The following is a 576-nucleotide window of genomic DNA, read 5'->3' as shown; positions in this document are numbered from 1 at the left end:
GCCTCAGCCCCCGCGGGGACGGCGATGCTCGCGGCGTTGAGCCGCGAGCACATCGCCAAACGCGGGCCGGCTTGGGAGCGGCCCGGCGCTCGGTCCGCAAATTCTGGACACTGAAATGAATCCGCAAACCCTGACTCTGAACGTGGCGCAAGCCGTACCGCCTGCCGACCGCCTGCCCATGCGGCAGAAGATCGGCTTCGGCCTGGGCTCCATCCTCGACATGTGGGGCCACTGGCTCTACCCGTCGCTGGCCTACCAGGTCTTCAACATCTTCCTCGGCGTGGCCCCTGGCCTGATCTCGACGGTGCAGATGATCAAGATCTTCATCGACGCCGGCTCGGACGCGGTGTTCGGCTTGATCTCGGACAACACGCGCACCCGCTTCGGACGCCGGCGCCCCTTCATCCTCGTCGGCGGCATCCTGGCCGGCATCGGCCTGCCGCGGATGTTCGCCGTCGGCAAGGGCTGGACCGACAAGCAGTACTTCATCTTCATGCTGGTCAGCATGGTGTTCTACGTGCCTGTGATGAGCTGCTTCAACCGGCCCTGGAGCAGCCTGGGCGCGGAGATGACGCC

The 576-nt window shown here is 66.0% G+C and carries 1 protein-coding gene; it reads left to right on the top strand.

Annotation, left to right across the window (positions count from 1 at the left end; all coding sequences use genetic code 11):
* Positions 1–115: 115 nt before the first annotated feature.
* Positions 116–576 (top strand): MFS transporter (locus ACXJKR_RS34260; protein ID WP_457326659.1); only part of this gene is annotated, 461 nt, incomplete at its 3' end.

The organism is Roseateles sp. P5_E11, from assembly GCF_054049355.1.
This window is presented reverse-complemented; position numbering and strand designations above follow the sequence as displayed.